The following is a 25,244-nucleotide window of genomic DNA, read 5'->3' on the forward strand; positions in this document are numbered from 1 at the left end:
TCCCAACATCCGGACTTAGCCGACCCAGTCGGCCACCTGTCCGGCGACCGTGTTTGCCGCCTCGTTCAGTGCCGGGCCGACGTACTGTGCCTCGGCCTCGGCGACGGGCACCATGCTTTCGAAACGGCGGGTATCGATCCTGCCGCCTCCGGCTTCCTTGACCGCATCGAAGCGGACCACGGCCATGCGCGTGCGGGCATCGTAGCCCATGTCGAGCAGGCGGCCCGAGAGGTGCATGCCGCTGGCGCCAGGATCGCTTTCGATCACCAGTCGGCCGCCCTTGGCTCGGATCGTTTCGGCCAGAAGGCGCTGGAACAGGCGCGAAGGTCGTTCGACCCACATCGTCTTCTTGAGATAGGCGACGTTGGCGTCGTCGATCTGCACCGGCACGCGCGTGACCGCGAGACGCGCTTCGGCCGACGGTTCGAGCACGACGAGCGCGGTCGAGAATGTGCCGCTGGCCGAGGTGCCAGCAGCGGGCGCATTGGCGGGGCGCAGCGAGAGCAGCGTATCGGGCACCTTGGGGCCGAGGCTGACGCAGCCTGCCAGCGCGGCGGAGAGCGAAATCGCGATCAGGGTTCTGGCGTTCATGTCTTGTCGCCTCCTCAGTTCTTGTAATCAGGCAGCTTGGGACCGCCGACAAAGCCACCCACGCCCTGGTCATTGATGCGGTCGGTAACCTCGCGCAGCGACCGGGTGGTCGCCTGGAGATCGCGGATCGCGGCTTCGGCGGCGGGCAGCGTGCGTTCGTTCAACTGGCGTGCGGCGGGCTTGGCCTCGCCCAGCGTCGATTGCAGTTCGTCCGCCGCGCCCTGCGCCGATTTGAGCGTCTGCCGCAACTGCTTGGCAAGGCCGTTGCCTTCGTCGTTGAGCATCGAATCCGCCGAATTGGTCAGCTTCTCGAAACTGGCCAGCGAGTAGTTCGCTTGCCGCAGCGTGGCCTGCAGTTCGGCGAGCGTGCGCTTCACATCGGGCGAGGCATCGGCAAGATTGCCGCTCAACCGGTCGGTATTGGCAAGAATGTTCTCTATCGACTTCTGGTTCTTGTCCGAAAGCACCATCGTCAGGCGTTCGGTCAGGGTCGCGAGGCGTTCAAGCAGGAGCGGCGCGTTCGACAGGAGTTCACCAAGGCCCGAGCGCTTTGTCGGGATCACCGGCACGCCTTCCGGACAAGTCGCCCGCGGGTTTTCCTCAGGGCATTCGATCGGCGGCGCGCCCTTGACCGCGCCGGTCAGCTGAATCGTCGAAACGCCGGTGAAGCTGCCCTGCAGGCTGGCGATGGTACCCTGCAGGATCGGCACCTTCTGGTCGACCGCAATGCGCACGCGCACGAACTCGGGATCGCGCTTCCACAGTTCGATTTCCTTGACCTGCCCGAACGGCACGCCCGAGAACGAGACTTCCGAACCCTTGGCCAGCCCATCGACCGACTGCTTGAAGAAGATGTCGTATTCGTTGAGCTTGCCTTGATTGAGCCGCGCGATCCAGATCGTCAGCACTGCCGTCGCCGCAAGCAGCGCCAGCGTAACCAGACCGACCCAAATGTGGTTTGCCCGCGTTTCCATGGCCTGTCCTTACTCCTCGCCCTTTGGGGGCGTAATTGCTGGTGCGGTTGCGCCATTGCCGGGCAAGGCGGCGCGCACGGCATCGTGCCGCGCTTGTGCATCCTGTGCTGCCCGGCCGCGCGGGCCGTTGAAATATTCCTGGATCCACGGATGGTCGAGCGCGAGCAGTTCGGCAATCGTGCCCACCGCAATCACCTTCTTGTCGGCGATCACCGCCACCCGGTCGCAGATTTCGTAAAGCGTATCGAGATCGTGGGTAATCAGGAAGACGGTCAGCCCGAGCGTCTGCTGGAGCTGGAGAATGAGCTGGTCGAAAGCCGCCGCACCGATCGGATCGAGACCCGCTGTTGGTTCATCCAGGAACAGCAGTTCGGGATCAAGCGCAAGTGCGCGGGCAAGGCCCGCTCGCTTCTTCATGCCGCCGGACAGCTCGGAGGGATACTTGCTCGTCGCCTCGGCGGGGAGGCCCGAAAGCAGCACCTTGTAGCGCGCGATCTCATGGCGCAGGTCGTCGCTGATCTCGGAATAGAATTCGCGCAAGGGGACTTCAACATTCTCGGCGACCGTCAGCGTCGAGAACAGCGCGCCGCCTTGGAACAGCACGCCCCAGCGGCTGCGAATGTCGATATCGGCATCGTCGCGCGCATCGGTGATCGATTCACCCAGCACTTCGACTTCGCCCGATTCCGGGATCTGCAGCCCGATGATCGTGCGCATCAGCACCGACTTGCCGGTGCCCGATCCGCCGACGACGCCGATGATCTCGCCCTTGCGGACGTCGAGGTCGAGCCCGTCATGGATGACGTGATCGCCAAAGACGTTGCGGACGCCGTGGACGCGAATGGGGTATTTGCCGTCAAAGGCGCCGGGCATCTCGGGCAGATCGTGCTCGATGACCAGAGCTTCCGATTCGATCGCGGTTTGTGGCTCGTCCATCAGCCCCACCCGATCTCGGTGAAGAACACCGCGAAAAACGCGTCGAGCACGATGACCGTGAAGATCGCCATGACCACCGCCGCCGTGGTGCGGGTGCCCACTTCCTCGGCGTTATTCTTCACCTGCATGCCCTGGTAGCAGCCTGCCAGCGCGACGATCAGGCCGAACACCGGAGCCTTGGTCAGTCCCACCCAGACATCGTGCAGAGGCACCACTTCCTGGATGCGGGCGAGGAAGGTGAAGAAGGGGATGCCGAGCGTCAGCGTCGAAAGGAACGCGCCGCCGATGATGCCGAGAAATGCGGAATAAAAGCCGAGCAGCGGCATCATGATCATCGTGGCGGCGATGCGCGGCACGACCAGCGCTTCCATCGGCGAAACGCCGATCGTGCGCATGGCGTCGACCTCCTCGGTCAGCTTCATCGTGCCGAGTTGTGCGGCAAAAGCAGAGCCGGAGCGGCCCGCAACCATGATCGCGGTCATCAGCACGCCCAATTCGCGCAGGGTAAGACGACCGACGAGATTGACCGTGTAGATCTCCGCGCCGAACTGGCGCAGCTGGACCGCGCCCTGCTGGGCGATGACGATGCCGACGAGAAAGCTCATCAAGCCGATGATGGCGAGCGAGTTGACGCCGACCAGTTCCATCTGGTGGACCAATGCCTTGCCACGGAAGCGGCGAGGATGGCGGATCAGGCTGCCCACGGAAAGGATGATCTGGCCAAGGAAGCCGATCACCTGCAAAAAACCGGCACCAAGCCCGATCATCACATCGCCGACATGTTCGGGCACGCGCTGCAGCAACGGCAGGCGCGGCGCGCGGATCGAATGAGCGTTGGAATCTGCCTTGCTGATCGCATCGATCAGGCGGCGCGCCTCATCCTTGCAGCCGACCACCTCGGCACCGGTATCTCGCGAGAGGCGCCATACCGTCCAGGCGCCCACGGTATCCATGTCACCCACCCCGGACACATCGATTTTCGCGATGGAATCGCCAAGATCGCGGAGCCGCTTGTCGGTTATGCCCAACGAAGACACGGTCATGGGGCCGCTGAAAGCGAGCACGCTTCCCTCACCCCCGGCCCCCGCCGTCAATTGAAAATCGGTTAATGCCCGCATGTTGTCCGCTTCATGCGGGAATTCGGGCAAGGCGACAAGTGCAACACATGCGCCATAACGCGGGAATTACGCTTGCGGTTCCGCCTAAGCCCTGCTCGCACGCTTGCGGCGACGGCGCTGCAATGGCGCATGTGTGCTTGCAGCGCGAGCGCTGCAATGGCGCATGTGTGCTTGCAGCGCGAGCGCTGCAATGGCAAGGCGCGGCCCCATGAGCGCACAGGATTCCGCAGAACTCGCCAAGACCTTCGAGCCCGCAGGCCTCGAAGCCAAGTGGTATGCCCATTGGGAAGCGAACGGACTGTTCCGCCCCGAGCGGCCAGACGCGGCACCCTATACGATCGTCAATCCGCCTCCCAACGTGACCGGCTCGCTCCACATCGGCCACGCCCTGGACAACACGCTGCAGGACGTGGTGATCCGCTACGAGCGCCTGCGCGGCAAGGATGCGCTGTGGGTGGTGGGCACCGACCATGCCGGCATTGCCACGCAGATGGTGGTCGAACGGCAGATGGAGCAGGCCCAAGACAAGCGCACGAACTACACGCGCGAGCAGTTCGTGGACAAGGTGTGGGAGTGGAAGCACGAAAGCGGCGGTACGATCACCGGCCAGCTGCGGCGCCTCGGCTGTTCGATGGACTGGAGCCGCGAGCAGTTCACCATGGACCCGCATTTCACCCGCGCGGTGGTGAAGGTCTTCGTCGATCTCTACAACCAGGGCCTGATCTACCGCGACAAGCGGCTGGTGAACTGGGACCCCAAGCTCAAGACCGCGATCTCCGACCTCGAGGTGGAAACGCGCGAGACGCAGGGCGGGTTCTGGCACTTCAGGTATCCGCTGGCTGATGGCGTGACGCGCGACGACGGGCTCGATTACATCGAGGTTGCCACCACGCGCCCCGAGACGATGCTGGCCGACATGTGCGTGGCCGTGCATCCAGAGGACGAGCGCTACAAGTCGGTTATCGGCAAGGACATCCTGCAGCCGCTGACCGGCCGCCGGTTCAAGATTGTTGCCGACGAGCACGCCGACCCCGAGCTGGGCTCAGGCGCGGTGAAGATCACGCCGGGACACGATTTCAACGACTTCGAAGTGGGCAAGCGCGCCGGGATCAAGGCAGGCGACATGCTCAACATGTTCGATGCCGAGGCAAAGGTCGTTCAGACGTCCGACGGGCTGGTGCCCGCCGAATTCATCGGGATGGATCGCTTCGATGCGCGCAAGCTCGTGGTGGAGCGGATGAAGGAAGCGGGCTTCCTGATCCCGCACGTGACCCGGGACAAGGAAGACAACGAGGTTCAGCACGATGCCGAACCGCGCACGATCCAGACGCCGTTTGGCGACCGGGGCGGCGTGGTGATCGAACCGTGGCTGACCGACCAGTGGTACGTCGATGCCGAAACGCTCGCCAAGGCGCCAATGGAAGCGGTGCGTTCGGGCGCGATCGAGATCGTGCCGAAGACGTGGGAAAAGACGTTCTTCAACTGGATGGAGAACATCCAGCCCTGGTGCGTTTCGCGCCAGTTGTGGTGGGGACACCGGATTCCGGCGTGGTATGGCTCCGATGGCCAATGCTACGTGGCGGAAACCGAGGAGGAGGCTCAGGCCAAGGCTGGCGCGGGCGTCGCGCTCACCCGTGACGAAGACGTCCTCGACACATGGTTCTCTTCCGCCCTCTGGCCTTTCGCCACGCTTGGCTGGCCGGACGAAGACGCACCGCTGCTCTCGAAGCACTACCCCAACGACCTGCTCGTCTCGGGCTTCGACATCCTGTTCTTCTGGGATGCGCGCATGGCGATGCAGGGGCTGCACTTCATGAAGGAAGTGCCGTGGAAAAAGCTTTACCTCCACGGACTCGTCCGCGCGGCCGATGGCGCGAAGATGTCCAAGTCCAAGGGCAACGTGGTCGATCCGCTGGGCCTGATCGACAAGTACGGGGCTGACGCGCTGCGCTTCTTCATGTGCGCCATGGAGAGCCAGGGCCGCGACGTGAAGATGGATGAGAAGCGCGTCGAGGGCTATCGCAACTTCGCCACGAAGCTGTGGAACGCCGCGCGATTCTGCCAGAGTAACGGGATCACCGGCAGCACTTCGGTGGCCGCACCCGCGGCGACCAGCGCGGTCAACAAGTGGATCATCGGCGAGGTGGTCGAGACGCTCGGCGCGCTCGATCAGGCGATGGCCGACCTGCGCTTCGACGCGGCAGCGAATACCGTCTACCACTTCGTGTGGGACCAGTTCTGCGACTGGTACATCGAACTGGTGAAGGGCAATTTCGACGCCGAGACCAAAGCCGTCGCCGGTTGGGTGCTCGACCAGATCCTCGTCATGCTCCACCCGTTCATGCCCTTCGTGACCGAAGAACTGTGGCATGCGCTCGGGAGCCGGGACGCCGAGCTGATCGTGGCCGAATGGCCGCAGCCGGGAGCGACAGTAGACGCGGCGGCCAAGCGCGAGGTCGAATGGCTGATCGCGCTGGTTTCCAACCTGCGCACTGCCAAGAACGAACTCGGCATTTCGCCCGGCGCGAAGCTTGATGGCTATTTGCCCGATCCTTCGCCGCTCACGCGCGGTATCATCGAGGCCAATCCGGCAGCGATCGAGCGGCTGGCGCGCCTGAACGGCATCCGCTTCGAAGCCGCACCTGCGGGCGCGGCGATGCAGGTTGGCGCGGGCGACGCCAACATCGTCGTGCCGCTGGAAGGCGTGATCGACATCGCGGCGGAAAAGGCGCGGCTCGAAAAGGCACTCGCGGTCTCGCAGAAAGAAGCGAAGTCGCTCGAAGGCCGACTTTCCAACGCTTCGTTCGTCGAGAAAGCCAAGCCCGAAGCGGTTGAAAAGGCACGCGCCGATCATGCGATGCATTCGGCCGAAGCCGAACGGCTTGCTGCAGCGTTGCAGCGGCTGGGTTAATGGTCAACGTCCTGTTCGTGCCGTGCTGACGCTTGCCACCGTCAATCCGGGCGAGCCGGAGATCTTCTCCTCGCTGCAGGGTGAAGGACCGTCGCTTGGGCGGCCTTCGATCTTCGTGCGGCTGTCGCGCTGCAATCTCGCCTGCCGCTGGTGCGACACGGCCTATACCTGGCGCTTCACCGGCGACAATCGCCCGCACCGCGATGAAGTTGCCTTCGAGCGGAGCGAAAACCAGCTTGCGCTGACTGAGGACGAGGTTGCCGCGCTGATCCTCCACCATCCCGAGGACCGGCTGGTCATTACCGGCGGCGAACCGCTGCTGCAGGGCACGGCGCTGGCCAAACTGGTGGCACAACTCAAGTACGCTCGCCCCGGCCTTCACGTCGAGATCGAGACTAACGGTACGGTCGCGCCACACGCGGCGCTCGATGTGCTGGTCGATCAGTATAATGTCAGCCCAAAGCTGGCGCATTCGGGCAATGCGGCGGACCTTGCGCTGATCCCGGCGCGGATGGCGCAATGGGCAGGCGAGCCGCGCGCCTGGTTCAAGTTCGTGGTCGCATCACCGGCAGACCTTGGCGAAATCGCCGACCTGCAGGACCGGTTCGCTATTGCCGCCGATCACCTGTTCGTGATGCCCGAGGGAACCGCCAGTGCTACCTTGCGCGAACGCGCGCGCTGGCTGGCAGAGGAAGCGCTGGAGCGCGGCTGGCGCTTTACCGACCGCCTCCACATCCATCTTTACGGGGATACGCGAGGCACCTGAGCCCCGCGTAATCCTGAGACGGCTACTCAGAACGGGATGTCGTCGTCTAGATCGTCGCCGAAGCCGCTTGCGGCTGCGCCACCGGCAAAGCCGCCAGCCGCAGCGCCACCGCCGCCGCCTTGGTTCCAGCCGCCGCTGCCACCGCGCGAGCCGCCGCCCGATGAGCCGCCTTCGTTCCAGCCGCCCGAACGGCCACCACCACCGCCGCTGCCGCCGCCCGAGGCGCCGTCAAGCATGGTCAGGACCGCGCCGGGGCCCTGCAGCACGACTTCGGTCGAATAGCGGTCATTGCCCGACTGGTCCTGCCACTTGCGCGTGCGCAGCTGGCCTTCGATGTAGACCTTCGATCCCTTCTTGAGGAAGCGTTCGGCAACGCCCGCCAGGCCTTCGCTGAAGATGGCCACGGTGTGCCATTCGGTGCGCTCCTGCTTCTCGCCGGTGTTGCGGTCCTTCCAGCTTTCCGACGTTGCGATGCGCAGGTTGCACACCTTGCCGCCGTTCTGGAACGAGCGAACTTCCGGGTCGGCGCCGAGATTGCCGACGATGATGACCTTGTTGACGCTGCCTGCCATCGAATCGAGTCCCTTCGAATTTGAACGTCGGCCTAGCGCATCGGACCCACGCGGCGCGAGTCACGCCACGGCCTTTCCCACAGCGCAGCGCAGCGCAGGTGGTCTAGCCAAGCCCCAAGGCCGTCGCCGTCCAGAACGTGGCGAGCGAGGCGAGGTAGGCCAGCGCAAAGAGGTAGGCGAGCATGAAGGCGGGCCATTTCCAGCCGTTGGTCTCGCGCCGGGCGACCGCGATGGTCGAGAGACACTGCGGCGCGAATACGAACCACGCGAGGAAGGAGAGCGCCATCGGCAGGGTCCAGTGCGCCTTGAGCTGGTCACCCAAGGCCATGGCGGTCTGATCCTCGTCATCGCTGGCGCCCACGGCATAAGTCGTGGCGAGCGAGCTGACCGCCACTTCGCGCGCGGCCATGGCCGGAATGATCGCAAGGCTCATGTCACGGTTGAAGCCGATCGGTGCGAGCACCACCGAAAGTCCGTTGGCAAGCGTGCCTGCCACCGAAGCGTTGATCTGGTCCTGCCCCGGTTCTGCGCGGGGGAAGTTGAGCAGGATCCACAATGCGATGGTGACCGTGAAGATCATCGTGCCGGCGCGGCGCAGGAAGATCCACGCGCGCTGCCACAGGCCGATCGCGAGATCCTTGACCGTGGGCAACTGGTACTTGGGCAGCTCCATGATAAAGCCCGAAGCCGCACCCTTGGTGACCGAGCGGCGCAGGACAAGCGCGACGACCATCGCGCCGACGATCCCGGCGACGTAGAGCGCGAACAGCACCAGTCCTTGCAACCCGATACCGGGCCCGACCCTATCGTTGGGGATGAAGGCGGCGATGATCACCGCATAGACCGGCAGGCGCGCCGAGCAGGTCATCATCGGGGCGATCAGGATCGTGGTCAGGCGATCCTTGGGATCGGTGATCGAGCGCGTGGCCATGATTCCCGGAATCGCGCAGGCAAAGCTCGACAGCAGCGGGATGAAGCTGCGCCCGGAAAGGCCGACTCCCGCCATCATCCGGTCCATCAGGAATGCCGCACGCGCCATGTAACCGGTCGCCTCCATCGTCAGGATGAAGAAGAACAGGATCACGATCTGCGGCAGGAACACCACGACCGAACCCACCCCGGCAATGACACCGTCGGTCAACAGATCGCGCGCAAGGCTTTGCGGCACGTTGGCGCGGACCAGATCGCCAAGCGCCGAGACCACGCCGTCAAGCGCATCGGCAAAGGGCGTGGCCCAGCTGAATACTGCCTGGAAGACGACGAATAGAAGAGCGAACAGGATCGGCGGCCCTGCCCAAGGGTGAAGCAGGACCTTGTCCATGCGCGCATGGATCCGGTGCTTGGCCGTTTCGGAGATGATCGCTCCGGCTGCGATTTCGTGCGCGAGCATGCGCCGTTCGGGCAGGGTAACGTGGGGGCGCGGCGACGGTGCGTGGGCTTGCGAGCGGTCGCGCGCCTCACCGATGGCGGCAGCCAGCTCGGAAAGGCCGCGCCGGCGCACGGCGACGGTCGGGATTACTGGCACGCCCAGGGCGGCCTGAAGGGCATGGGGATCGATGACGAGGCCGTCGCGCTCTGCCAGATCGACCATGTTGAGCGCGACCACCGTCGGTCGGCCAAGCTCGATCACTTCCTGCGCGAAGACGAGGTGCTGTTCGAGGTTCGAACTGTCGAGCACCAGCACGATCACGTCGGGCCGGGCCTGGCCCTCCTGCTCGCCCATGATGACCTTGCGGGTCACTTCCTCGTCGGGGCTGGCGGCATCGAGCGCGTACGACCCGGGCAGGTCGACCAGCTCGACCGGTTCGCCGGTCGGCAGCAGCAGGCGGCCTGCCTTACGTTCGACCGTGACGCCGGGATAGTTGGCGATCTTCTGGCGCGCGCCGGTCAGCGCATTGAACAGCGCGCTCTTGCCCGCGTTGGGGTTGCCGACCAGCGCGGCGACGGTGGGGTTGCGGCTCATTTCAAGTACTCATGCCGCGATGGTCTCGGCGATCGGTTCGACCGTCATCGCCCGGGCATGGACGCGGCGCAGCGCGACGGTCATCCTCCCGATCTCCACCGCCAGCGGATCACGCCCCATGAATACGCCGCGATAGGCAAGCGTCACCCGCGCGCCGACATCGAGGCCAAGCGCGCGCAGGCGCTGCGCCTCTTCGGCGACGAGCGCGGACCAGTCCACCGCAGCGATTCGCGCAGGCGTGCCGATAGGGAGCAGATCAAGAGTCACCCTTGCGCGCTGCCATAGGGCGGAAGCAATTGCAAGTCGTTCGCAATAGAATTGCGCTGGATCAAATATCGGCCAGCGCCGACGATCAGGTCGCCGGATAGCGCAACCGGCCGAGGAGGCGCGTGAACGAGAAGCTTTCGTCGCGCGGCTTGAGCAGCTTGACCTTGGCTTTTTCGAACTGCATCACGTTCTCGATGCGGCGATCGAGGAAGGCGCGGGCGTCGGTATGGTCCTCGCTCGTGTCCTGCGCGTAGAAGGCCAGCGTCGCTGCGTAGATCGAACCCAGCGTCATGCGCTTGGTGTAGTGGTTGTAGTCGGTCGCCACATCGCCCGCGAGCCGCCAAATGCGGTCCGCGCTCGACCAGCCAAGGCGTGCTGCGGTGCCCACGTTCTGCGGCATCGCCATGATCGAAAGCGCGCGACGCAGGGCCTCTTCATTGCCTTTCAGCGCGTCGAGCCGGAACTGGACAAGACGGCGGATGCGTTCGCGGATCGGCAGGTTGGAAAGCTGCGTGGCCGGAAGGGACTCCGCCATGTCGGCATCGATCCGCGCGATCCAGGCGCTGATCATTGCCATCGGCCCGCCCGAAAAAGCGAAGCGGGCAAGCGCAGGATCGACGCCATCCGCCTGCGCGGCTGCAGCCACCGCCTCCTCGCTCCACCCGTCAAAGGCAACGGCATCGGCGATGGCAGGCGCGAGGCGTAGGCGCAGGTCGTGAAGCGTGGCAGCGTTGGTCATGTCAGAACGAGGGGCCATAGGTCTTCTTGGGGCCGGCGGCCTTGGCGTCCTTGGCGGCGCGTTCGATCTCTCCCAGAACTGGGCTGTTCTTGCCATCGAGCGCGGCGTATTCGCGCGCCGAACGCCCCGAATTGTCAGGCCGGTCCGGATTTGCGCCAGCCTTGATCAGCAGGCGAACAAGCGCGAGATCCTTGCGATGCACCGCGCTGATCAGGGGCGTTTCGCCCGTGTTGTTTGCCTCGTCGACCCGCGCGCCGGACTTGATCAGCTCATCGACGCCCTCGAGAAAACCCAGTTCCGACGCCTGGACCAGCGGGGTCACGCCGCGATTGTCGCGCGCATTGACGTTGGCGCCCTTGGCGATGAGGAACTGCACCCACACGAGATCGCGCCGCGCGACGACGATGTGAAGGCCGGTCTGTCCGGTGGTGTAGTCCTTGGTGTTGACGATCTGTGTGCCAGGCTCGTTCAAAGCCTCGGTCACCTTGTCGCCCTCCTTCTTGCGGACGGCTTCGAGGAACTTGTAGCTGTCCGAAAACTGGGCCTGCGCGGGCACCGACACGGCGGCGGCGAGCAGGATTGCCAGTGCGGCAAGCGGCCTGCGCATGATCGACAGCATTGATTCCTCCTGTTGCGAGCCCCACGGCCTTTGGGCCAAGTCAGGACTCGCCTCTTGCAAGGGCACGGTTAGCAGAGCATGAACCGCCGCGCCATGGCCCTCACCTTTCGATCCCTCGTCGTCGCAGCTGCTGCAAGCTGCACTTTCGCCCTTGCCGCATGCGGCGGTGCGCCCTCCGAGAAAGCGCCGCTCGAAGGCGCCGCGATCGGGGGCGACTTCACGCTGACGGGCAAGGACGGCAAACCGGTGCGCTATGCCGATTTTGCCGGCAAGTACCGCATCATGTACTTCGGCTACACCTTCTGTCCCGACGTCTGCCCGGTCGATCTTCTGAACATTGCGCAAGGGGTCAAGCTGTTCGGCAAGACCCATGGGGATGCAGCCGCCCGCATCCAGCCGATCTTCATCACCATCGATCCCGAGCGCGACACCCCCGAAGTGGTGGGCAAGTATGCTGCTAACTTCGGGCCCACGGTGATCGGCCTCTCGGGAACTCCCGCGCAGATTGCCGCCGTCGCCAAGCAATGGGCAGTATTCCACCAGAAGCGCGATGGGGGCTCGCCGCAGGACTACCTGATGGACCACAGCCGCGCCGCCTATCTGATGGGGCCCGCCGGCGAGCCGATCGCGCTGCTGCCCGCCGAACAGGGTGCGCAGGCCGTGGCAACAGACCTCGCGAAATGGGTGCGCTGAGGCCGCGATGAGCGGTGACCGCTTCTGGGAACGTCCGGTCGAGACACTTGACCGCGAACAGTGGGAAGCCCTGTGCGACGGTTGCGGCAAGTGCTGCCTGCACAAGCTGGAGGACGACGCCACGGGCGATGTCTACCACACCAACGTTGCCTGCCGCCTGCTCGATCTCAAGACCGGCCTGTGCAGCGATTACAAGCACCGCCGCGCCTACGTGCCCGATTGCCTGCGCTTGACGCCGAGGCTGGCGCGCGAACTGCCGTGGCTGCCAGATACCTGCGCCTATCGGTTGCGGGCCGACGGGGAGTCCCTGCCCGACTGGCACTACCTGATTTCGGGTGACCGGGCGACCGTGCACGCCGTCGGTCAATCGGTAATCGGCAAGGCGGTCAGCGAGACGGTGGCGGGGCCACTCGAGGAACACATCGTTCCCTCCGATCACTTCGACGGCGACGACCCGTTCGATGCTTGACTGGCTGCGCCGCGCCGATCCCCGCGCCAAGGAAACGCCTGCCCCGAACAGGATCGCCCCCCGCAAGATCGCGCCACGCACGATCGTGGTGGGCGAGCGCGAACTGCCACTGGTGATCCGCAAGCTGTCACGCGCACGGCGAATGACGCTGCGGCTTGCGCCCGATGGCAGCGAGGCGCGCGTCTCGATCCCCGCATGGGGCCGGGTCGGCGATGCCGAAGCCTTTGCCCGTGACCGCGCAGACTGGCTGGCGGGCCAGCTCGCCAATCTGCCCGAGCCGCGGACCATCGCACCGGGGGCAACCCTCAGCCTGCGCGGCGAAGCGCTGCTGATCGTCTGGACCGAGGTTGCGCGACGCAAGCCGCTCATCGAGAATGGCGTACTGACGATCGGCGGCCCCCGCGAATCGCTGAGCCGCCGCCTGCAACGCTGGCTCGAAGCCGAGGCACTTGCCCTGATGGCAGGCGATCTTGCGCATTATTGTCAGCGTGCAGGCCACGCTGTGCCGCGCCTGTCGCTGTCCCGCGCTCAGCGGCGCTGGGGCAGTTGTGCCGCCGACGGCACGATCCGGATGAACTGGCGGCTGGTCATGGCGCCCGATTGCGTGCGGCGCTCGGTCGTCGCGCACGAGGTCGCGCACATGACCCATTTCGATCACAGCCCGGCCTTCCACGGCCATCTCGACACGCTGTTCGAGGGCGAGGTGCAGGCCGCAAACCGCTGGCTCAAACGCCATGGCCGCACGCTTTACGCGCCCTTCGGCTGATCGCAGGAACGCGGTCTGGCGCTGACGGCCCGCAAGTCCTATCTAGACGCACATGAAAGCCTTCTTCCGCAACGTCTCTCCCCGCCGTGCCATTGCCGATCTGTGGCAGGTCCTCGGCGCGCCGAGCGAATACCGCACGATCGCGCTGGTTCTGGCCGCAATGGTGACCGGCGGCATCTTCTTTGTGATGAGCAACCAGGGCGGTCGAGGGCTACCCCATCCGCCCAAGGTCATCTACTTCCCGAGCTTCCTCGAAGGCCGCACCGACGAGCAGATCCTTGCCGAGAACCGCGCCGCCACGGCCAGGGCCCGCGCCGAGGAAGCCGAAGAAGAGGCCAGCGCCGAACGCGTGCGCCAGATGTACAAGGCCGTGGGCAATGCGACCGGCGTCGACACCAGGACCGCCTACGAAGAAGGCAAGGCGGAACGCGAGGCCGAGCGCCGGAAGCGCGATGCCGCGCGCAAGGCAATCCTCGACCAGCATCTGGTCGACAACCCTGTGTTCGACCGTGCGCAGAAGGCTGAGCAAGACCCGCCGCAATGATCCGGCCGGAAGACACGCGCTGGCTTGATGCGGCGGCCGCCCTGGCCGCGCGCGGTCGCCCCGTCAGCCAGCCCAATCCAGCCGTGGGCGCAGTGATCGTGCTTGGCGGCGTGGTCGTCGGGCGCGGCTGGACGCAGGCTGGCGGAAGGCCCCACGCCGAGGCGCAGGCCCTCGCCATGGCGGGCGATCGCGCGCGCGGCGCAACACTTTACGTGACGCTTGAACCTTGCGCCCACGCCAGCACGCGCGGTCCTTCGTGTACGTCGCTCGTTCGGGAAAGCGGTCTCGCACGCGTCGTAGTCGGGGTGGAAGACCCGGACCCGCGCACCGCGGGCGGCGGGATTGCGGCCTTGTGCGAAGCGGGGATCGATGCCGCGTTGCTGCCCTCACCTGCCGCACGGGAGTCCCTGGCCGGCTATCTGCTCCGCGCCATGCTTGGCCGTCCGCATGTCACGCTCAAACTGGCCGTTTCGCTCGACGGCAGGATCGCGCTGCCCGACGGCACCAGCCGTTGGATCACCGGGCCCGAAGCGCGCGCGCATTGCCATGTCGAGCGCGCACGCGCCGATGCGATCCTGGTGGGCGGCGGGACCCTGCGCGCAGACGCGCCGCGCCTCGACGTCCGCCTTCCGGGCCTTGAGGCGCGCAGCCCGCAGCGCATGGTGCTGACAGCCGGCCCCGCGCCCGCCGGGTGGACGGTTGTCCGCGACATCACTGCATCAGGCGCGTTCGGCGATGCCCAGTACCTGTTCGTAGAAGGCGGCGCGAAAGTCGCGGCGAGCTTCCTGTCCGCAGACATGGTCGACAGACTGCTGATCTATCGCGCACCGATCATCATCGGAGAGGGTCTTGCGGCCATTGGCGACATCGGCCTTCGCGATCTGGCGCAGGCCCATGGGCGCTGGCGCAATGTGGACAGGCGGGCGCTTGGCAGCGATGCACTCGACGTCTACGAGCGGGTGCGCTGAAGGAGATACTTGATGTTTACCGGGATTGTCACCGAAGTCGGCAATATCCTCGCGATCGAGGACAGGGGCGATCGCCACATCACGATTTCCTGCGCGATGGACCCGGCAAAGATCGCCATCGGGGCATCGATCGCCTGCTCGGGCGTTTGCCTGACCGTAGTCGACAGGGGCGGGATCGCCGGCGAAGGCTGGTTCGCAGTCGACGTATCGGGCGAGACCGTCAGCCGTACGGCCCCTGAACAGTGGTCCGTCGGCGCGCCTCTCAATCTCGAACCCGCACTCAAGCTCGGCGATGAACTTGGCGGGCATATCGTGACCGGTCACGTCGATGCGGTGGGCGAAGTCGTGGGTGTCTGCCCCGAAGGCGCATCGCTAAGGTTCGGGATTGCCGCACCGAAAGAACTTGCCCCCTACATCGCAGCCAAGGGCTCGATCACCGTCAACGGCGTCTCGCTGACGGTAAACGAGGTGGCCGATCAGCCTGACGGATCGTGCCACTTTGCGCTGAACATCATTCCACACACCGCGCAAGTGACGACTCTGGGCACGCTGTCACCGGGGCACAAGGTCAATCTCGAAATCGACGTGCTGGCACGCTATCTCAAGCGGATGCAGAGCCTCGCAGCGCAAGGCTGAGCCGCACTCAGGCGCAGCCGAGCACGATCTGCAGCAGTTGTGCGGGCTGATCGCCCATCACATCGTGGCTGGCTTCGGCCTCATGGTATTCCCAAGCCGGATCGTCCTGAACCCGGTCGGCGAACTTGGCGAAGGGCGTCGGCTGCCAGCCATTGGCATAGACGTAGATATGCCGCGGGATCTTAGCCTCCTCGCCGGTAAAGCGCACCGCTTCGACAAGCGTCAGCAACGGGTGGGGTGACAGCACCGGATGTTCGAGCCCCGGCAGAGGAGCAACCGCCCCTGGGGTATGCTTCTGGCTGCCGATGTAGTGGTTGTGTTCCCACTCGCCCGTCAGGTCCCACAGCGACTGACCGTCCTGCGGCAGGAAGGCATCGACATAGACGATGCTTTCGATCCGGCTCCCGAGACGCGTGGCGACGCCGGTGATCACCATGCCGCCCCAGGAATGTCCCACCAGCACGAATCGGCCGAAACCAGCCTCGGCGATCTGCGCGCAGGCATCATCGATGTGCGTGGTAAGCGTGATGCCGGGATGGAACTCGGCCTTGCGCCGCCCCAGTCCGGTCAGGTCGACAGCCAAGGCGCGATGGCCAGCCGCGCGCAGATCGGCCGCGAGCCGATCCCATGCCCAACTGCCGCCCCAGGCGCCGTGGACCAGGACAAAGTCGGTCACTGGTTGATCCCGTGCTTCTTGTTGTAGGCGTGGAGCCATTCGAGCGTCTTGGTGAGCCCGCCGAACGGATAGAAGTGCAAGCGGACCTTGCCGTGCTCAGGGCCGAGCCCCTTTGCGAAAGCATCGACCAGTTTGTCGGGCCCGGCGCTGCCGAGCAGGTTGGTGACCGAGATGCCGTACTTCTTGAGTACCGACGTGGAGGCTCCCACGCCGCAGCGGGCGGCGAATGCCAGAAGACGCTTGATCCCGGCAGGGCCCGGCACGCCGATCCGCACCGGGGCATCGATGCCGCGCGCGCGCAGGTTCTTGAGCCAGGTAAGGAATGCATCGGGATCGAAGCCGAACTGCGTGACGATCAGCGGGGTCATGCCGCGCCTTTCGATTTCGGCGACCTTGCTTTCGAGCACGGCCCAGCATTGCGCCTCGGTCATGTTCGGATGGCCTTCAGGATGGCCGCCGATGCCGATGGCCTTGATCCCCGAGCGCTCGAACGCCCCGGTGGCGATGAGGGCCGAGGTATCGAAATAGGGGCCGACCGGCTCGGGCGGATCGCCTGCGACGATGAAGCAGCGCTCGACGCCGGCCTGTTCGACCACAGCCTTGAGATAACCCTCGAAGTCGTCCTCCGAGGTGATCCGGCGCGCGGAGAAATGAGGCATCGGCTCGAAGCCGAGTTCACGCACCGCCACGGTGGCGGCAACACGGGCGGCGACATCCTCGCCGGGCAGAAAGGTGACTGCTATGGGGGTTTCGGCCGGGATGAGCGGGGCGGCATCGCGCAGCGAAGCCTCGTCTTTCGCGGTCATCTCCAGCGAAAAACCGTCGGTGATCCCGGCGGGCGCCTTGTCCCAGTTGGGATGGAGAAGCGATGCCTTTGCCATGTTCGGGATCCTCTGTGGTTGGAGGCGTTCCGCCCGGCCGCCTTTGCGACGATCCGGGCGGAGCCTGTACTCGTTTTGCCTCAGCGGGCGGTGCGCCAGCCCTCGGCATAGTTCTCACGCGCGACGCGGCTGTAGGGAACCGGCGAAACGATCACGCGGACGTTGAGCTGCTTGTGCGGCTCGACCGTGGTCTTGCGCGTGCCGCCGTTCTCTTCGCCCCAGACGACGTTCAGCTCGGTGCCGAACGGAATTTCCGGATCGATCGTGGCGAGGCTAAGGGCCTGCTTCTCGTTGTAGGAGAAGCCGGTGAACATCGACAGGCCAACGGTCTTGCCGCCAGCGTCGACGACACGGTCGTAGTTCGACGAGGCATAGTTCGCGAGCGGAACGTCGAAGAACTTGTAGGCTTCGCCGTCCGGGTTGAACATCGAGGCCATGATCTTGGCCATGTCCTCGGGGTTCCACGCGAGCGTCACCTTCTTGCGCTGCTCGGCGGGGTTCAGGGCTTCGAGCGCCTCACGACCGTGGAAGTCGTGGTCGAACTTGACGAAGTTGCCGTAACCCAGTTCCCACGGGTTGAGGTAGTAGTCCTCGATGTTGTCGGACACGAACGAACCGCCGATCGAACCGGTGGCTTCGTAGCTGTCAGCCGCAAGCCACTCGCGGAAGCCCTTGAGCTTTTCACCGGTGTAGATGGCGGGCAGCGGCGACGGGATCCAGCCGGATTCCAGCGTGTTCGACGGATAGGCGCGGCTGCCGCAGGCGATCAGGCCGAATTCCTTGCCTGCTTCCAGAATAGCAGCGCGGATCTCTTCCTGCTCGGCATAGGGGCCCCAGATTTCAAGGCCCGGCGCGCCGGACATGCCGTGGCGCAGCGTGCGCACGGTCTTTCCGGCAATGTTCATCGTGCTCATGTTGAAGAACTTGAGCTGTTCGAGCGGGCCGCCGTGCAGCTTCTCGATCACGGCCCAGGCGTTCGGGCCCTGGATCTGGAAGCGCCATTCCTTGCGCGTGACGGGCTTGCCCATCGGGCGCATCGGCGAACGGTCATCGAGTTCGATCTCGCAATCGTAGCCGCCCGTTGCGGCGTGGTAGCGCAGCCAGTTGGATGCAGGCGCGCGGCCGACGTAAGTGAACGATTCTTCTTCTTCCCAGAAGATGATGCCGTCACCGATGACGTGGCCATAAGGCGTGGTCGGCACATACTGTTTGGCCTTGTTGACCGTCCAGCCCTTCGAGCTGTTGATCATCGTGTCCGACAGCAGCTTGGCCGCATCCTTGCCGCGAATGTAGAGATTGACCATGTGGTGCGACTGGTCGAACAGCACCGCGCTGTGCTGCCAGGCCCACTGTTCCGAACGCCAGTTCGAGAACTCCGGTGCGACGACCGGATAGACATAGGCACCCAACTGCGAGTTGCGCAGCATGTCCACCACATTGCCGTTCTGGTTGATTACCTCTTCGAGGTTCTTGGCTGCCATCAGATCTCTCCCGACGTGAAAATGGCTGGTTGATAAATTTGTATGCAACACATACAAGTTTATCAGAGATTCGCAATGCCAAATGTTGCGCCCTATGAGGCGCGGCTCGATGGGAGAGAGACTATGAGCGCATCGTTGATTCTGACGCTGTCCTGTGAGGACAAGCCGGGCATCGTCGCCCGCGTTACGGGCAACCTGTTCGAGGCCGGCGGCAACATTCAGGAGGCGCAGCAATTCGACGATCCGCAGAGCGGGCGCTTCTTCATGCGAGTCGTGTTCAACCCCGGCGAGTCATCGGTAGAAAGCTTCAGGGCAGCATTCGCGCCCGTCGCGCAGCAATTCGCCATGGAGTGGAACATCCGCGACACCTCGGTGAACCGCAAGGTGATCCTGATGGTCAGCAAGTTCGATCATTGCCTGGGTGACCTGCTGTACCGCACGCGAATCGGCGAGCTGCCGATGGAGGTCGTCGCGATCCTCGGCAACCATCCCAAGGAAGCGCTCAACATCTCGCTGATCGGCGACATCCCCTACCATCACCTGCCGATCACCAAGGATACCAAGCCGCAGCAGGAAGCCGAGGTGAAGCGGATCGTTACTGAAACGGGCGCCGAACTGGTTGTGCTGGCGCGCTACATGCAGATCCTTTCGGACGATCTCGCATCGTTCCTGTCGGGTCGCTGCATCAACATCCACCACTCGTTCCTGCCCAGCTTCAAGGGTGCCAAGCCCTATCACCAGGCCCACGCCCGCGGCGTGAAGATGATTGGCGCAACCGGTCACTACGTGACGACAGATCTCGACGAAGGTCCGATCATCCACCAGGACGTCGAGGCCGTCACCCATGCCGACAGTCCCGAGGATCTCGTCCGCAAGGGCCGTGACGTGGAACGCCGCGTGCTGGCCGAAGCCGTACGCCTGCACCTCGAGGATCGCGCCCTCGTCAACGGCACGAAGACGGTGGTGTTCAAGAGCTGATGCTTTGATGCGTTGAATTCGGACGGCGGCGGGAGCACCATGGCTTCCGCCGCCGCTTTTTTCGGTAGGGGAAAGACATGCACGTCAACGCGCTGGACCACGTCAACATCATTACTGACCGGCTCGATGAGACGGCAGAGTTCTATCGTGCGTTGCTGGGGCTGGAGCGGCGCGACGGGCCGCCGCCCCTCACCCCGGACAATGCCCAATGGATGTACGATGCAGGCGGCAAGGCCATCGTCCATATCAACGCGGTCGACTGCCCGCGCGCCTATGACCGCGAGGTCGAGCCCGGCTCCCTGACCGGCGCGATCCATCACGTGGCGCTGAACTGCTCGGGTTATGACGAGACGCTGCGCCGCATCGGTTCGATGGGGCTGGACTGCCAGACCAACCTCGTCGCCGCCATCGGGCTGCGGCAGATCTTCACCGCAGACCCGAACAACGTGTTGCTGGAACTGAACTTCTTCGGCGACTAGGCCGGGATCGCTGCTTCCAGTGCGTCTGCCAATTCGTTCGGCTTCGAGAGATAGGGGCTGTGATCGGCCTCGAGCGTCACCACCTTCGCGCCTGGCGACATCGCGATCATGCGCTGCTGGCTATCGAGCGGAATGGTCCGGTCGAGGGTGCATTCGACATAGGTCCGCGGCAGACTTCCCCAGCGCTCGGGGGTCACGACGACCTTCTGCGAACGTGGCGCGTGCGGTTCGGCAAGCAGCCGTGGCAACACATCGGCGACCAGTTCGGGCGGCGAGACTTGTGCAAAAACCTCTGCAGCATTTTTCGTGTCGACGATCGTCGCGATACCGCCATGAACCTTGCCGATGATGCCATCGAACGCGGGGTTGGGCCCTTCAAGCTCCTTGAACTCGGCGCGGCTCAAACCCGAAGGCAGCATCATCGCACAGATATAGACCAGCGCGTCCATGGCATGTGGATCGCGCTCTGCCGCGGTTGACACGACGAGGCCACCGCGCGAGTGACCGGCCAGCACCACGGGGCCAATGCCTTGCCCTTTCAATTCGCGACAATGCTGCGCAGCAAATTCGCCCCATCCATCAAGCGTGACCGCTGCCATTTCCTCCGCTGTTCCCCCCATTCCCGGCAGCGTCGGCGCGATCACGGTGTGGCCGCGCGCGCGCAGGATTTCCGCAACCGGATCGAAGCACCAGCCGCCGTGCCACGACCCGTGGATCAGCACGAATCCCGCCATCAGCGCACGTGTCCCGACCAGGTGCGCAGGCCCGGCGCGGTGCGGTCTTCGGACTTGAGCGCATCGGCCACGGCGGGACGCGCGGTCACGCGATCGCGCCATTCGCACATGCGTGGTGCGCGCTTTGCCACTTCCATGTCGGGAAACATGCGTTCGACCATCATTCCGCAATGCGAATAGAAATTGATGTCGGCCAGGGTGTAGGTATCGCCCGCCAACCACTTCGTTGCCCCAAGCTGCGCCTCGACCTTGTCTAGCGCGTATTCGATCTTGGCCGTCGCATTGTCGAGATCGGCCTGCGAGAAGCCCGACCGCGCCGTCGCCCATTTCTTGCGCTGATCGGGCAGCGGAATGCTTTCGAGCAGCTTCTCGAAATCGCCACTCTCGATGTTGCGCGCGATCACGCCGACCATGCGGTGCCAGCCATGCATCGAGACGAAGTTCATCACGTGCTCGTCGATGAACTTGTTCCAGTAGCGCATCCGCGCCGCGCCGACCGGATCGCGCGGACGCAAGGGCGCATCTGCGGGCTGGGCGTCGGGAAAGGCGTCTTCGAGGTATTCGTTGATCACCGTGGTGTGGGTGATGATCGTGCCGTCGTGGTCGAGCACGGGCACCTGGCCTTCAGGGTTGATCGCGGTGAACCAGGGCTGGTGCTGCTCGAACTTGTGCAGGTCGACGTAGATGCTCTCGTAGGCAAGGCCCTTTTCCTTGAGCGGGACCATCGATTTGAGCGAATTGGCCAGCGGTTCGGCGTGATAATATTTCAGGGTCATCGCTTCAGACTCTCATGGTGCCGAGCATGCCGCCGTCGACGGCCCAGCTCTGGGCCGTAACGTGGCTTGCGGCGTCGGACAGCAGGAAGGCGGCGACCTGCGCCACCTCGTCGGACGAGCCGGTGCGACCCTGCGGAACGGCTTTCGCCATCTGCGAGGCGGCTTCGGGCGGGAGTCCATCGAGCATAGGCGTCTCGATCAGGCCGGGGAGGATGCAATTGCAGCGCACGCCGAATTCTGCCGCCTCGTTGGCAACCGCGCGCGACAGGCCAAGCACGGCATGTTTGCTGGCCACGTAGCCCGCATTCATCGGAAGGCCACGTTCGCTGGCAAGGCTGCCGGTGACGAGAATCGCGCCCTGCCCCCGCTGCTTCATCGCGGGCAACACGTGCTGGATCGCCCAGAACACCGACTTGAGATTGACCGCCATGACCGCGTCGAAAGCCTCGTCCGTATAGCTTTCGATGGATGCGAACATGCCGCCGATCCCTGCGTTGAGGAACAGGCCATCGACCGGTCCGTTTGCCGCCACTGCCTGGTCGAGCGCGGCGAGAAGCTGCGCCTTGTCGGCAACGTCGGCGGCAGCCCACGCGGTCTTGCCGCCAAGCTCCTTGGCGGCTCGTTCCAGCAGTTCGGCACGGCGCGCGATCAGCGTCACCGTGGCGCCCGCAGCAACGATGCACGACGCGCTGGCGCGGCCGATGCCGGTCGATGCACCGGTGATGACGATGTGCTTGCCCGAAAGGTCTGTCATCTCGCGCTCCTTGCGATGAAGTCGGCCCAAACCCGCGCCTCGGGCCGGTCGTTGCCGTCCGGCGTCCACTGGCGTTCCATGATCGCGCGGGCTTCGGGCTCGGGCATGGCGCGGTAATCGCGATTGAGCCGGTAGAAGAAGGCCGAGACCCGCCAGTTCATGATGCAGTGCACGTGAACGGGGTGTGGCCCCTGCTCGACCGCCATTGCAAAGGCGGTGAAATGGTCTTCGCCGGGCGCATCGAACGGCACGGGAATGTGGGTATAGGCTATCCCGTGCGCGGCAAGCTTGGCCCCTTCGTCCGCCAACGCCTCGGGATGACTTTCGAGCGCGAGATTGACGACATGGGCGACGCCAAGCGCTGCGAGGCGCGCGACGTCCTTGTCCTCGAGGCGGCCCGAGGTGGTCGTCTCCGCATCGAGCCTCTGCCAGGCGCGGATATCGACGGGATCGGCCATGGCCGGGTCAGGCCAGGCCGAGCAGGCGCGCAGCGTTATCCTTCATGATGCCCGGCAGCACCTCTTCCTTGAAGCCGACATTGAGCGCGGCATCGATCCACTTCTGCGGGTGTATCAGCGGGAAGTCCGAGCCGAACAGCATCTTCTTGCGAAGCTGCGTGTTGGCATACTGGATGATCTGAGGCGCGAAGTATTTCGGGCTCCAGCCCGACAGGTCGATGAAGACGTTGTCCTTGTGCAGCGCCATCGACAGGCTCTCGTCGACCCACGGCCAGGACGGATGCGCAAGTATGATCTTCATGTCGGGGAAATCCACCGCGACATCATCGACCAGCATCGGCTGGCCATACTTCAGGCGCATGCCGCCGCCGCCGCGCATGCCGGTGCCCATGCCCGAGTGGCCGGTATGGAAGATGGCAGGCAGCTTGTACTCGGCGATGACCTCGTAGATGGGATAGGCAACGCGGTCGGCCGGATGGCAATCCTGCACGATTCCGTGGAACTTGAAGCCCTTGACACCATAGTTTTCGACCAGATCGCGCGCCTCGCGCGCACCGAACTTGCCCTTGTGCGGGTCGATCGAGGCGAAGGCCATGCAGATGTCGTCGTTCTTGAGCGCCATCTCGGCGACTTCGTAATTCGATACGCGCTTTGCGCCCATGCCGCATTCGGCATCGACCGTGAACAGGCAGAAGGCGATCTGCTGCTCGCGATAGATCTCGACGATTTCAGGCATCTTCGGCCGTTCACGCGGGGCCTTGAAATAGGCCGAGGCGGCATCGAAGAACTTGCCCATGACCGGGTCTTCCGGATCGTGGCACGACACCTCGGCATGGACGTGGACGTCGATCGCCTTGATCTTGGAAAGGTCGATAGGCATGGGCATTACCTCTTTGCTCTCACCCCGTCAGTGGAGAGATAGGAAGGCCTGGCGCAAGGCACCTGGCAGGAGTTGAGAAGGGAGCGGCGCGCGCATCCCCTCTCCCGACCCTCTCCCCCCTGATGAGGAGAGGGCTCTTGCTGGATCAGACCAACGCGTCGCGCTTGACCGTGATGACCTGGCTGTAGGTGAATTCCTTCAGACCCTCGATGCCGTATTCAGCACCGAAGCCCGACTGCTTGTGCCCGCCAAACGGCGCGAAGGGCGACAGGTGGAGGAATTCGTTGATCCAGACAGTGCCGGTTTCAAGCTGTTCGGCAATCGCCACGCCACGATCGATGTCCTTGGTCCAGACCGCGCCCGCCAGGCCGTAGTCCGAATTGTTGGCGCGCGCGATGACCTCGTCGTCGGACGAGAACTTCATCAGCGGCATGACCGGACCGAACTGCTCTTCGGCCACGATGCGCGCGTCTTCGGGCGGATTGTCGAGGATCGTGATCGGCACATAATAGCCCGAACCCGAAGGATCGACGTCGCCCCCGACAAGGAACTTGTAGCCGTTGGCCTTGGCATCCTCGATCAGTTCGCAAACGCGGTCGAACTGCTTCTTGTTCTGGATCGGACCCACGCCGGTGCCCTGGTTGGCACCGTCGCCGACCGTCACGGTCCTGGCATAAGCAGCAATCGCGGCGCTCATCTCGTCATAGATATCCTCGTGGATATAGATGCGCTTGGCTGCAACGCAGATCTGGCCAGCGTTGGTGAAGCTCGACCAGAACAGCTGCTCGGCCACCTTGGCGACGTCGGCATCGGGAAGCACGATCGAGGCGTCGTTGCCACCAAGTTCAAGCGTGATGCGCTTGAGATCCTTCGATGCCCCTTCCATGATCTTCTTGCCGGTCGCGGTCGAACCGGTGAAGGTGATCTTGTCGATATCCGGGTGCGAAGTGATCATCGGACCCAGCGCGTCTTCACCAGTGATGATGTTGACGACGCCTGCAGGCACGATGTCCTTGATCAGCTCGGCAAACTTCAGCGTGGTCAGTGGCGTGAACGGCGAGGGCTTGAGCACGATCGTGCATCCCGAAAGGATCGCAGGCGCGATCTTCTGCACGGCCATCAGCACGGGGAAGTTCCACGGCACGATGCCGCCGACTACGCCGACCGGCACGCGGCGCGTGCGGCTGAGGCGTTCGTCGCTGTCCTCGTTGATCGTCTCTTCGAGGGTCAACGTCGACTGTGCGTTCATCATCGCCGAGCAGCCGCCTATTTCGAACTGGGCCTGCTGATGCGGCTTGCCCTGTTCTGCCGTAAGCAGGCGGAACAGCTCGTCGAAGTTGGCGTCGATGGCGGCGGCCATGGCGCGGATGACGGCGCGACGATCGTCGACCGGAGTCTTCGACCAGGTCTTGAAGGCGGCCCGCGCGGCGGCAACGGCGCGGTCCAGTTCGGCAGCGCCACAGGCCGGGACGCGGCCGATCACCTGCTCGTTGGCCGGGTTGACGACATCGAGCGAAGCTTCGGTCGTGACCAGCTCCCCGTCGATCAGGTTAGGATACAGTTGTGTCATGACTCTCTCCAATCAGTTATGATTGTTCTATCGTATAGCAGTCTC

General features: G+C 64.4%; 28 protein-coding genes. 10 read left to right on the forward strand and 18 right to left on the reverse strand.

Translation table 11 applies throughout. The features are described 5' to 3' along the window. Positions 1 to 15 precede the first annotated feature (15 nt). The 4 genes from AC2A04_RS06210 to AC2A04_RS06225 all read right to left on the reverse strand — a co-directional run bounded on the left by AC2A04_RS06210 (position 16) and on the right by AC2A04_RS06225 (position 3,619). Positions 16 to 591, reverse strand: coding sequence for an ABC-type transport auxiliary lipoprotein family protein (locus tag AC2A04_RS06210; RefSeq protein ID WP_484211417.1), 576 nt, complete (start codon positions 589 to 591; stop codon positions 16 to 18). Positions 592 to 605: 14 nt separating this feature from the next. Further along, complete coding sequence (locus tag AC2A04_RS06215) at positions 606 to 1,565, reverse strand: MlaD family protein (protein WP_484211418.1); 960 nt, start codon at positions 1,563 to 1,565, stop codon at positions 606 to 608. Positions 1,566 to 1,574: 9 nt separating this feature from the next. Continuing rightward, positions 1,575 to 2,438 (reverse strand): ABC transporter ATP-binding protein, encoded by an 864-nt coding sequence (locus AC2A04_RS06220; RefSeq protein ID WP_484211694.1) that lies wholly within the window; start codon positions 2,436 to 2,438, stop codon positions 1,575 to 1,577. A 62-nt stretch (positions 2,439 to 2,500) separates the two neighbouring features. Further along, a complete protein-coding gene (locus AC2A04_RS06225; protein WP_484211419.1) occupies positions 2,501 to 3,619 on the reverse strand; it encodes an MlaE family ABC transporter permease in 1,119 nt (372 codons plus the stop codon). A gap of 208 nt (positions 3,620 to 3,827) precedes the next feature. On the opposite strand from AC2A04_RS06225, the gene AC2A04_RS06230 reads away from it, so the two are divergent. After that, positions 3,828 to 6,530 carry a valine--tRNA ligase gene (locus AC2A04_RS06230; RefSeq protein WP_484211420.1) on the forward strand — a complete coding sequence of 901 codons (2,703 nt, stop codon included), beginning with the start codon at positions 3,828 to 3,830 and terminating at the stop codon, positions 6,528 to 6,530. Positions 6,531 to 6,552: 22 nt separating this feature from the next. Beyond that, on the forward strand, positions 6,553 to 7,296 hold the full coding sequence (locus AC2A04_RS06235; RefSeq protein WP_484211421.1) for a 7-carboxy-7-deazaguanine synthase QueE: 744 nt from the start codon (positions 6,553 to 6,555) through the stop codon (positions 7,294 to 7,296). 26 nt (positions 7,297 to 7,322) lie between these two features. Here AC2A04_RS06235 and ssb read toward each other — a convergent pair whose 3' ends face one another. The 5 genes from ssb to AC2A04_RS06260 form a co-directional block, all read right to left on the reverse strand. Further along, positions 7,323 to 7,868: a single-stranded DNA-binding protein gene (gene ssb / locus AC2A04_RS06240; RefSeq protein ID WP_484211422.1), complete on the reverse strand. Its 546-nt coding sequence runs from the start codon at positions 7,866 to 7,868 to the stop codon at positions 7,323 to 7,325. 103 nt (positions 7,869 to 7,971) lie between these two features. Further along, positions 7,972 to 9,831 (reverse strand): ferrous iron transporter B, encoded by a 1,860-nt coding sequence (gene feoB / locus AC2A04_RS06245; protein ID WP_484211423.1) that lies wholly within the window; start codon positions 9,829 to 9,831, stop codon positions 7,972 to 7,974. 9 nt (positions 9,832 to 9,840) lie between these two features. After that, positions 9,841 to 10,098 carry a FeoA family protein gene (locus AC2A04_RS06250; protein ID WP_484211424.1) on the reverse strand — a complete coding sequence of 86 codons (258 nt, stop codon included), beginning with the start codon at positions 10,096 to 10,098 and terminating at the stop codon, positions 9,841 to 9,843. A gap of 85 nt (positions 10,099 to 10,183) precedes the next feature. After that, positions 10,184 to 10,837 carry a COQ9 family protein gene (locus tag AC2A04_RS06255; protein ID WP_484211425.1) on the reverse strand — a complete coding sequence of 218 codons (654 nt, stop codon included), beginning with the start codon at positions 10,835 to 10,837 and terminating at the stop codon, positions 10,184 to 10,186. A gap of 1 nt (position 10,838) precedes the next feature. Further along, positions 10,839 to 11,456, reverse strand: a complete 618-nt coding sequence (locus AC2A04_RS06260) for an ankyrin repeat domain-containing protein (RefSeq protein WP_484211426.1) — start codon at positions 11,454 to 11,456, stop codon at positions 10,839 to 10,841. Positions 11,457 to 11,549: 93 nt separating this feature from the next. Here AC2A04_RS06260 and AC2A04_RS06265 point away from each other — a divergent pair, with 93 nt between their 5' ends. Genes AC2A04_RS06265 through AC2A04_RS06290 form a run of 6 tightly spaced genes read left to right on the forward strand, consistent with a single transcriptional unit; the run spans position 11,550 to position 15,532 of the window. Further along, positions 11,550 to 12,149 (forward strand): SCO family protein, encoded by a 600-nt coding sequence (locus AC2A04_RS06265; RefSeq protein ID WP_484211427.1) that lies wholly within the window; start codon positions 11,550 to 11,552, stop codon positions 12,147 to 12,149. Positions 12,150 to 12,156: 7 nt separating this feature from the next. Then, a complete protein-coding gene (locus tag AC2A04_RS06270; RefSeq protein WP_484211428.1) occupies positions 12,157 to 12,618 on the forward strand; it encodes a YcgN family cysteine cluster protein in 462 nt (153 codons plus the stop codon). After that, positions 12,611 to 13,384 carry a M48 family metallopeptidase gene (locus tag AC2A04_RS06275; RefSeq protein ID WP_484211429.1) on the forward strand — a complete coding sequence of 258 codons (774 nt, stop codon included), beginning with the start codon at positions 12,611 to 12,613 and terminating at the stop codon, positions 13,382 to 13,384. The genes AC2A04_RS06270 and AC2A04_RS06275 overlap by 8 nt, the downstream gene beginning before the upstream one ends. 52 nt (positions 13,385 to 13,436) lie before the next feature. After that, positions 13,437 to 13,928, forward strand: coding sequence for a hypothetical protein (locus AC2A04_RS06280; protein WP_484211430.1), 492 nt, complete (start codon positions 13,437 to 13,439; stop codon positions 13,926 to 13,928). Beyond that, a complete protein-coding gene (gene ribD / locus AC2A04_RS06285) occupies positions 13,925 to 14,896 on the forward strand; it encodes a bifunctional diaminohydroxyphosphoribosylaminopyrimidine deaminase/5-amino-6-(5-phosphoribosylamino)uracil reductase RibD (protein ID WP_484211431.1) in 972 nt (323 codons plus the stop codon). The genes AC2A04_RS06280 and ribD overlap by 4 nt, the downstream gene beginning before the upstream one ends. A gap of 12 nt (positions 14,897 to 14,908) precedes the next feature. Further along, positions 14,909 to 15,532, forward strand: coding sequence for a riboflavin synthase (locus AC2A04_RS06290; protein ID WP_484211432.1), 624 nt, complete (start codon positions 14,909 to 14,911; stop codon positions 15,530 to 15,532). Positions 15,533 to 15,539: 7 nt separating this feature from the next. Here the strand turns inward: AC2A04_RS06290 and AC2A04_RS06295 are convergent, their stop codons facing one another. From AC2A04_RS06295 to ligM, 3 genes are all read right to left on the reverse strand, one after another. After that, on the reverse strand, positions 15,540 to 16,208 hold the full coding sequence (locus AC2A04_RS06295) for an alpha/beta hydrolase (RefSeq protein WP_484211433.1): 669 nt from the start codon (positions 16,206 to 16,208) through the stop codon (positions 15,540 to 15,542). Continuing rightward, complete coding sequence (locus tag AC2A04_RS06300; RefSeq protein WP_484211434.1) at positions 16,205 to 17,089, reverse strand: methylenetetrahydrofolate reductase; 885 nt, start codon at positions 17,087 to 17,089, stop codon at positions 16,205 to 16,207. The genes AC2A04_RS06295 and AC2A04_RS06300 overlap by 4 nt, the downstream gene beginning before the upstream one ends. A gap of 80 nt (positions 17,090 to 17,169) precedes the next feature. Beyond that, positions 17,170 to 18,570, reverse strand: coding sequence for a vanillate/3-O-methylgallate O-demethylase (ligM, locus tag AC2A04_RS06305; RefSeq protein WP_484211435.1), 1,401 nt, complete (start codon positions 18,568 to 18,570; stop codon positions 17,170 to 17,172). A gap of 123 nt (positions 18,571 to 18,693) precedes the next feature. Here ligM and purU point away from each other — a divergent pair, with 123 nt between their 5' ends. Continuing rightward, on the forward strand, positions 18,694 to 19,548 hold the full coding sequence (gene purU / locus AC2A04_RS06310) for a formyltetrahydrofolate deformylase (protein ID WP_484211436.1): 855 nt from the start codon (positions 18,694 to 18,696) through the stop codon (positions 19,546 to 19,548). Between the two features lie 77 nt (positions 19,549 to 19,625). After that, complete coding sequence (locus AC2A04_RS06315) at positions 19,626 to 20,027, forward strand: VOC family protein (RefSeq protein ID WP_484211437.1); 402 nt, start codon at positions 19,626 to 19,628, stop codon at positions 20,025 to 20,027. Here the strand turns inward: AC2A04_RS06315 and AC2A04_RS06320 are convergent. The 6 genes from AC2A04_RS06320 to AC2A04_RS06345 form a co-directional block, all read right to left on the reverse strand. Further along, the gene (locus AC2A04_RS06320) at positions 20,024 to 20,761 is read right to left on the reverse strand and encodes an alpha/beta fold hydrolase (RefSeq protein WP_484211438.1); all 738 of its coding nucleotides are present in this window, start codon (positions 20,759 to 20,761) and stop codon (positions 20,024 to 20,026) included. The two genes, AC2A04_RS06315 and AC2A04_RS06320, sit on opposite strands and share 4 nt — an antisense overlap. Beyond that, positions 20,761 to 21,537: a glutathione S-transferase family protein gene (locus tag AC2A04_RS06325; RefSeq protein WP_484211439.1), complete on the reverse strand. Its 777-nt coding sequence runs from the start codon at positions 21,535 to 21,537 to the stop codon at positions 20,761 to 20,763. The genes AC2A04_RS06320 and AC2A04_RS06325 overlap by 1 nt, the downstream gene beginning before the upstream one ends. A 4-nt stretch (positions 21,538 to 21,541) precedes the next feature. Then, positions 21,542 to 22,291 carry an SDR family NAD(P)-dependent oxidoreductase gene (locus AC2A04_RS06330; protein WP_484211440.1) on the reverse strand — a complete coding sequence of 250 codons (750 nt, stop codon included), beginning with the start codon at positions 22,289 to 22,291 and terminating at the stop codon, positions 21,542 to 21,544. Continuing rightward, entirely contained in the window at positions 22,288 to 22,749 is a 462-nt protein-coding gene (locus AC2A04_RS06335) for a protein tyrosine phosphatase family protein (RefSeq protein WP_484211441.1), read from the reverse strand. Before AC2A04_RS06335 ends, AC2A04_RS06330 begins: the two co-directional genes overlap by 4 nt. Positions 22,750 to 22,756: 7 nt before the next feature. Continuing rightward, positions 22,757 to 23,629, reverse strand: coding sequence for an amidohydrolase family protein (locus tag AC2A04_RS06340; RefSeq protein ID WP_484211442.1), 873 nt, complete (start codon positions 23,627 to 23,629; stop codon positions 22,757 to 22,759). Positions 23,630 to 23,774: 145 nt separating this feature from the next. Further along, positions 23,775 to 25,199, reverse strand: a complete 1,425-nt coding sequence (locus AC2A04_RS06345; RefSeq protein WP_484211443.1) for an aldehyde dehydrogenase family protein — start codon at positions 25,197 to 25,199, stop codon at positions 23,775 to 23,777. Between the last annotated feature and the right edge of the window lie 45 nt (positions 25,200 to 25,244).

The organism is Novosphingobium sp. HNCC26DJ243 (assembly GCF_057180545.1).

What these genes read in the sequence shown, in the direction of transcription:
- AC2A04_RS06210 (WP_484211417.1), bottom strand. Translation starts at nt 591, where the DNA reads ATGAACGCCAGAACCCTGATCGCGATTTCGCTCTCCGCCGCGCTGGCA.
- AC2A04_RS06215 (WP_484211418.1), bottom strand. Translation starts at nt 1,565, where the DNA reads ATGGAAACGCGGGCAAACCACATTTGGGTCGGTCTGGTTACGCTGGCG.
- AC2A04_RS06220 (WP_484211694.1), bottom strand. Translation starts at nt 2,438, where the DNA reads ATGCCCGGCGCCTTTGACGGCAAATACCCCATTCGCGTCCACGGCGTC.
- AC2A04_RS06225 (WP_484211419.1), bottom strand. Translation starts at nt 3,619, where the DNA reads ATGCGGGCATTAACCGATTTTCAATTGACGGCGGGGGCCGGGGGTGAG.
- AC2A04_RS06230 (WP_484211420.1), top strand. Translation starts at nt 3,828, where the DNA reads ATGAGCGCACAGGATTCCGCAGAACTCGCCAAGACCTTCGAGCCCGCA.
- ssb (WP_484211422.1), bottom strand. Translation starts at nt 7,868, where the DNA reads ATGGCAGGCAGCGTCAACAAGGTCATCATCGTCGGCAATCTCGGCGCC.
- feoB (WP_484211423.1), bottom strand. Translation starts at nt 9,831, where the DNA reads ATGAGCCGCAACCCCACCGTCGCCGCGCTGGTCGGCAACCCCAACGCG.
- AC2A04_RS06255 (WP_484211425.1), bottom strand. Translation starts at nt 10,837, where the DNA reads ATGACCAACGCTGCCACGCTTCACGACCTGCGCCTACGCCTCGCGCCT.
- AC2A04_RS06260 (WP_484211426.1), bottom strand. Translation starts at nt 11,456, where the DNA reads ATGCTGTCGATCATGCGCAGGCCGCTTGCCGCACTGGCAATCCTGCTC.
- AC2A04_RS06265 (WP_484211427.1), top strand. Translation starts at nt 11,550, where the DNA reads ATGGCCCTCACCTTTCGATCCCTCGTCGTCGCAGCTGCTGCAAGCTGC.
- AC2A04_RS06270 (WP_484211428.1), top strand. Translation starts at nt 12,157, where the DNA reads ATGAGCGGTGACCGCTTCTGGGAACGTCCGGTCGAGACACTTGACCGC.
- AC2A04_RS06275 (WP_484211429.1), top strand. Translation starts at nt 12,611, where the DNA reads ATGCTTGACTGGCTGCGCCGCGCCGATCCCCGCGCCAAGGAAACGCCT.
- AC2A04_RS06280 (WP_484211430.1), top strand. Translation starts at nt 13,437, where the DNA reads ATGAAAGCCTTCTTCCGCAACGTCTCTCCCCGCCGTGCCATTGCCGAT.
- ribD (WP_484211431.1), top strand. Translation starts at nt 13,925, where the DNA reads ATGATCCGGCCGGAAGACACGCGCTGGCTTGATGCGGCGGCCGCCCTG.
- AC2A04_RS06290 (WP_484211432.1), top strand. Translation starts at nt 14,909, where the DNA reads ATGTTTACCGGGATTGTCACCGAAGTCGGCAATATCCTCGCGATCGAG.
- AC2A04_RS06300 (WP_484211434.1), bottom strand. Translation starts at nt 17,089, where the DNA reads ATGGCAAAGGCATCGCTTCTCCATCCCAACTGGGACAAGGCGCCCGCC.
- ligM (WP_484211435.1), bottom strand. Translation starts at nt 18,570, where the DNA reads ATGGCAGCCAAGAACCTCGAAGAGGTAATCAACCAGAACGGCAATGTG.
- purU (WP_484211436.1), top strand. Translation starts at nt 18,694, where the DNA reads ATGAGCGCATCGTTGATTCTGACGCTGTCCTGTGAGGACAAGCCGGGC.
- AC2A04_RS06315 (WP_484211437.1), top strand. Translation starts at nt 19,626, where the DNA reads ATGCACGTCAACGCGCTGGACCACGTCAACATCATTACTGACCGGCTC.
- AC2A04_RS06320 (WP_484211438.1), bottom strand. Translation starts at nt 20,761, where the DNA reads ATGGCGGGATTCGTGCTGATCCACGGGTCGTGGCACGGCGGCTGGTGC.
- AC2A04_RS06325 (WP_484211439.1), bottom strand. Translation starts at nt 21,537, where the DNA reads ATGACCCTGAAATATTATCACGCCGAACCGCTGGCCAATTCGCTCAAA.
- AC2A04_RS06330 (WP_484211440.1), bottom strand. Translation starts at nt 22,291, where the DNA reads ATGACAGACCTTTCGGGCAAGCACATCGTCATCACCGGTGCATCGACC.
- AC2A04_RS06335 (WP_484211441.1), bottom strand. Translation starts at nt 22,749, where the DNA reads ATGGCCGATCCCGTCGATATCCGCGCCTGGCAGAGGCTCGATGCGGAG.
- AC2A04_RS06340 (WP_484211442.1), bottom strand. Translation starts at nt 23,629, where the DNA reads ATGCCTATCGACCTTTCCAAGATCAAGGCGATCGACGTCCACGTCCAT.
- AC2A04_RS06345 (WP_484211443.1), bottom strand. Translation starts at nt 25,199, where the DNA reads ATGACACAACTGTATCCTAACCTGATCGACGGGGAGCTGGTCACGACC.